Annotated in this window: 4 protein-coding genes; all 4 read right to left on the reverse strand. The window is 61.0% G+C overall.

All coding sequences use genetic code 11. From position 1 onward, the window contains the following. Positions 1 to 82: 82 nt before the first annotated feature. On the reverse strand, positions 83 to 1,156 hold the full coding sequence (gene chvE / locus HLUSI_RS0126080) for a multiple monosaccharide ABC transporter substrate-binding protein (protein WP_016836723.1): 1,074 nt from the start codon (positions 1,154 to 1,156) through the stop codon (positions 83 to 85). A gap of 213 nt (positions 1,157 to 1,369) precedes the next feature. Further along, on the reverse strand, positions 1,370 to 2,413 hold the full coding sequence (yjfF, locus tag HLUSI_RS0126085) for a galactofuranose ABC transporter, permease protein YjfF (RefSeq protein ID WP_016836724.1): 1,044 nt from the start codon (positions 2,411 to 2,413) through the stop codon (positions 1,370 to 1,372). Between the two features lie 17 nt (positions 2,414 to 2,430). Beyond that, positions 2,431 to 3,525: an ABC transporter permease gene (locus HLUSI_RS0126090; protein WP_040503931.1), complete on the reverse strand. Its 1,095-nt coding sequence runs from the start codon at positions 3,523 to 3,525 to the stop codon at positions 2,431 to 2,433. Beyond that, positions 3,522 to 4,885: sugar ABC transporter ATP-binding protein (locus HLUSI_RS30835; protein ID WP_016836726.1), on the reverse strand; the 1,364-nt coding region annotated here is incomplete at its 5' end. The genes HLUSI_RS30835 and HLUSI_RS0126090, both read right to left, overlap by 4 nt.

Raw genomic sequence — 4,885 nt, forward strand, 5'->3', positions numbered from 1 at the left:
ATCGCGCGCGCGGCGCGGGGTTGCTTTCTTGTCCGGTCAACATTTGCCGACCGGGACACATTCACTCAGAGAAACAAGCGAATTACTTCACTTGCGCTTCGGTGTAGTAGCCGCTGCCGACCAGCACTTCTTTCCAGTTGCTGACGTCGACGCTGACCGGCTTCAACAGGTACGAAGGGATGACCTTGACGCCGTTGTTGTAGGTCTTGGTGTCGTTGATGGTTGGCGCTTTGCCCGACAACACGGCATCGACCATGGAAACGGTGACCTTGGCCAGTTCACGCGTGTCCTTGAAGACGGTCGAACGTTGTTCACCGCGGATGATGGACTTGACCGAAGGCACTTCCGCATCTTGACCGGTCACGACCGGCATTGGCAGCTTCGGCGTACCGTAGCCGACGCCCTTGAGCGAAGAGATGATGCCGATGCTGATGCCGTCATATGGCGACAGCACTGCGTCGACGTGGGCGTTACCGTAGTAGGCGCTCAGCAGATTGTCCATGCGGGCTTGCGCAGTCGCGCCGTCCCAACGCAGCGTTGCAACCTTGTCCATGCCCATCTGCTTGCTGCGCACAACCAGCTTGCCCTTGTCGATGTATGGCTTCAGGACCGACATGGCGCCGTTGTAGAAGAAGAAAGCGTTGTTGTCGTCAGCCGAACCGCCGAACAGTTCGATATTGAACGGACCCTTGCCACCCTTCAGGTCCAGCGCCTTTTCGATGTACGAAGCCTGCAGCACGCCGACCTGGTAGTTGTCGAAAGTCGCGTAGTAGTCGACGTTCTTGGAGTTGCGGATCAGGCGGTCGTAAGCGATGACCTTGATGCCCTTGTCGGCGGCTTTTTGCAGCACGTCGGACAGCGTGGTGCCGTCGATGGCGGCGATGACGAGCACTTTAACGCCCTTGGTCACCATGTTTTCGATCTGCGCCAACTGATTCGGGATGTCGTCTTCCGCGTATTGCAGGTCGGTCTGGTAGCCCTTTTCCTTGAATACCTTGACCATGTTGTTGCCGTCAGCGATCCAACGCGCCGACGACTTGGTCGGCATGGAGATCCCGATCAGGCCCTTGGTCTGGGCGCTCACTTGCGCGCTCACTGCCATCAGACCCATGCTCAGGCCAAGCGTCAGCCCGGCCAATACCGATTTGAGTTTCATACTTCTCGTCTCCTAGTAGTTTGTTGTTTTACTGGCAATGCAAAACATGTCAAAACGCGCGGGGAACGCTCAATGTTTTGCAAGGCCTCTACGATAACCATTAGAGCAATACATTTCTAATGATTTTTTTGCTAAAACCCATATTGTTTTCAACATCAGTTTGTTGCGCAAACGCCGTGACTCCCCTTAACTCGCGTCTGCAATATTTACGTCTTACGCTGCCTGCGCGGCTGGCTTGACGGAACCGCCGCCGGCATTCGCATCTGCCGCCTTTGCCGCGCCCAGCGACATCAACCTTTGCGCCAGGCAGAACACGAACAGCAGCACGCCGATCACGATCTTGGTCCACCACGAGCTCAGCGTACCGTCAAAAGCGATCAAAGTCTGGATCACGCCCAGGATCAGCACGCCGGTCAGCGTCCCTGCCACGTAGCCATAGCCGCCGGTGAGCAAGGTGCCGCCGATCACCACCGCCGCGATGGCGTCCAGCTCCGTGCCTTGCGCATGCAGGCCGTAACCGGACAACATATAGAAAGAGAACAATACACCCGCCAGCGCCGCGCAGAAACCGCTGAATGCATAAATCGCGACCTTGGTGCGGCCCACCGGCAAACCCATCAGCAGCGCCGATTGCTCGTTGCCGCCCACCGCATAGACCGCGCGGCCGAAGCGCGTGTAATGCGCCAGGTAGATCGCCAGCGCCAGCATCAGCACGGCGATCACCACGCTGGGCGAGACGAAGGCGTCGCCGAGCCCGAACTCCAGCCGCGTCTGCGACATCGCCACGAACAGCGGATCGTCGATGGTGATGGAATTGATGCTGATCAGATAACACAGGCCGCGCGCCAGGAACATCCCGGCCAGCGTGACGATGAAGGGCTGCAGCTTGAAGAAATGGATCAGCACGCCCATCGCCGCGCCGAACAGGCCGCCCAGCGCCAGCACGCAGACGATCACCAGCAACGGATGCCAGTGCCACGACTGCAGCATGTAGGCTGAGATCATGGTGGTCAGCGCCAGCACCGAACCGACCGACAGATCGATGCCGCCGGACAGGATCACGAAGGTCATGCCGATGCCGATCACCAGCAGGAACGCGTTGTCAATTAGCAGGTTCAATACCACCTGCACCGAAAAGAAGCCGTCGTAGGCGACCGAGCCCATCGCGAACAGCACCACCAGCAAGGCGACGGTGACCAGCGAGGTGAAATACGGCGTTGCCAGCAACTGATGAAAAAGAGAACGAAAATTCTTCATGATTTTTTCCTGAATGCTTAAGCTTGGTTGCCGGATTTGAACAAGCGCAGGCGGCGGAACTCGGGCGACTGCGACAGGCAAACCAGGAACACCACCACCGACTTGACCACCATGTTGACTTCCGGCGGCACCCCCAATGAATAGATCGTGTAGGTCAGCGCCTGGATGATCAGCGCGCCGATCACGCTGCCGACCAGGCTGAACTTGCCGCCCGCCAGCGAAGTGCCGCCCAGCGTCACCGCCAGGATCGCGTCCAGCTCCAGCAACAGGCCGGCGTTGTTGGCGTCGGCGCTCTTGATGTTGGCGCTGATCATCAACCCGGCCAGGCCGGCGCACAGGCTGCAGAAGATGTAGACGAAGAAGATCAGCGCCGCGGTGCGGATGCCGGCCAGGCGCGACGCCACCGGATTGATGCCGACCGACTGGATGAACAGGCCCAGCGCCGTCTTGCGCATCAGCAGCGCCAGCACCACGAACATGCCGGCGACGATGAACAGCGAGAACGGCAAGCCCCACAGGTAACCGCTGCCGAGATAGAAGAACGGCTTGTAATACACCGTGATGATCTGGCCGTCGGTCAGCAGCTGCGCCAGCCCGCGCCCGGCCACCATCAGGATCAGCGTGGCGATGATCGGTTGCAGGCCCAGCGTCGCCACCAGCAGGCCGTTCCACGCGCCGCACAGCAGCGCCACGCCGAGCGCGGCAGCCAGCGCCCAGCCCATCGGGATGTTGCTGACGTATTCCGGCACGCCGTTGTTGACGACCATGGTGCCGCCGATCAGCATCGCAGCGATCGTCCCCGAAATCGCCACCACTGCCCCGACCGAAATGTCGATGCCGCGCGTGGCGATCACCAGCGTCATGCCGAGCGCCGCCAGCATCAGCGGCGCCGCACGGTTGACGATGTCGATCACGCTGCCGTACAGATGGCCGTCCTTCATCTCGATGCGGAAGAACCCGGGGATCATGAAGAAGTCGATCAGCAGCAGTACCGCCAGTGCGCCCAGCGGACGACTCAGCGGATGAAAGAAGGCACGCCGCAGCCGGTTGACGGCGGCGCCCGAAGACGGATTGCGATTGGAAACCAGATTGGAATTCATTGATGCGCTCATGTTGCTGTTCCTGCTGCCACTTCAGCATTTTCACCCGCAATCACCTGCAGCACCGAGGCATCGTCCAGCTCGCCGCGCAGGTACTCGCCGCAGCCATGGCGATCGCGCAGCACCAGCATGCGGTCGCTGCAGCGCAGCACTTCGGGGATTTCGGAAGAGATGAAAAGAATGGACATGCCCTTGCGGCACAAGGCCATGACGTAATCCATGATCTCCTGCTTGGCGCGCACGTCGATGCCGCGTGTCGGCTCGTCCAGGATCAGCATGTCGGGGTCGGTCGCCAGCCAGCGCGCCAGCAAAGCCTTCTGCTGGTTGCCGCCGGACAGCAGGCCGATCGGGGTTTCGATGTCGGCGGTCTTGATGCCGAGCCATTTGACGTAGTCGGCCGCGATCTGCTGCTGGCGCTTGCGCGGGATCACGTGCAGCAAGCCGTTGCGGGCCTGCAGCGCGAGGATGATGTTGTCGCGCACGGACAGGTCGAGGATGGCGCCCTCCTTCTTGCGGTCTTCGGAACAGAAGCCGATGCCGGCAGCGATGGCGTCGCGCGGGGTGGAGAATTTCACCGGCTTGCCCTTGATGCTGATCTCGCCGCTGTCGGCCTTGTCGGCGCCGAACAGGAGTCGTGCGGTCTCGGTGCGGCCGGAGCCGAGCAGACCGCACAAGCCGAATACTTCACCGGCGCGCAGGTCGAAATCCTGCGGCGTCAATGCCCCCTTGCGGCCAAGTCCGCGCGCCTGCAGGAACACTTCGCCGTCGTTGGCGGCCGGCGTGATCTCGGCATTATCGGCCAGCGCCTCGCCGGCGGCGGTGGCGTCGACCTGCACGCCGATCATCTTGTTGACCAGATCAAAGCGCGACAATTCGCTGGCGGCGTATTCGCCTTCGCGCACGCCGTTGCGCAGCACCGTGATGCGGTCGGAGATTTCGTAAGTCTGGTCGAGGAAATGCGTGACGAAGAGAATCGCCATCCCTTCGTCGCGCAGGCTGCGCAAGACCTTGAACAGCAATTGCACCTCCGCCTCATCGAGGCTGGAAGTCGGCTCGTCGAGGATCAATACGCTGGCCGATACGCTCACCGCGCGCGAGATCGCCACCATCTGCTGGATCGCCAGCGGATACGCGGACAGAGGTTTTTTTACGTCAATGTGCAAGTCAAGCTTCGCCAGCAACCTGGCGGCGCGGCGTTGCATGGCGGCCCAGTCGATCGGACCGAAGCCGCCCCATTTGCGGGGATAGCGGCCGATGAAAATATTCTCGGCCACGGTCAGGTTGGGACACAGGTTGACTTCCTGGTACACGGTGCTGATGCCCAACTGTTGCGCTTCCAGCGTCGAACCCGGCCGGATGGCGCGGCCGGGGG

The sequence above is a fragment of the Herbaspirillum lusitanum P6-12 genome (genome assembly GCF_000256565.1).
Lineage (GTDB): Bacteria > Pseudomonadota > Gammaproteobacteria > Burkholderiales > Burkholderiaceae_D > Herbaspirillum > Herbaspirillum lusitanum.